Annotated in this window: 1 rRNA gene; it reads left to right on the top strand. The window is 47.1% G+C overall.

The features are described from left to right. The first annotated feature begins 186 nt into the window (after positions 1–186). Positions 187–302 (top strand): 5S ribosomal RNA (gene rrf / locus HP546_RS30910). Positions 303–620: the final 318 nt, after the last annotated feature.

The following is a 620-nucleotide window of genomic DNA, read 5'->3' as shown; positions in this document are numbered from 1 at the left end:
GCGTTGAGCTAACCAATACTAATTGCCCGTGAGGCTTGACCATATAACACCCAAGCAATTTGCTCATGCAGATTGCGGTGGTGAAGATGACACGAACCGAAAGTTCGCACTGTTCACAAAGCATCACGACTATCACATATCCGAATTCGCTGGGCTGTCCATCTGGACATTCTGGCTACAGAATTTCTTGACGACCATAGAGCATTGGAACCACCTGATCCCATCCCGAACTCAGCAGTGAAACGATGCATCGCCGATGGTAGTGTGGGGTCTCCCCATGTGAGAGTAGGTCATCGTCAAGATTCATTTCGCAAAACCCCTATCTGCGCATGCAGGTAGGGGTTTTGTCTTTAAGTAGAAGCTCATGCTTCTCCTGGTAGGCTTAACAGCCAGCCGGTGGTAGTAAAAGGTGGTTGACAGCGTTTTTGAATGCTGTATTATTCACCTCCCGCGACGAGAGATCGAAGCGAGTTAAGTGTTTGAAGCTAAACGAGTTTCTCGGAAAAAACTTCAAAATAAACGCTTGACAGGCTCTGAGGAAAGCGTAGAATGCGCGCCTCGGTTGAGACGAAAAGCTCTTAACCAAACGCTCTTTAACAAATTGAATCAAGCAATTCGTG

The sequence above is a fragment of the Pseudomonas sp. CM25 genome (genome assembly GCF_013179705.1).
GTDB lineage: Bacteria > Pseudomonadota > Gammaproteobacteria > Pseudomonadales > Pseudomonadaceae > Aquipseudomonas.
The sequence above is the reverse complement of the archived record's forward strand: the minus strand, read 5'-3'. Positions and strand labels throughout refer to the sequence as shown.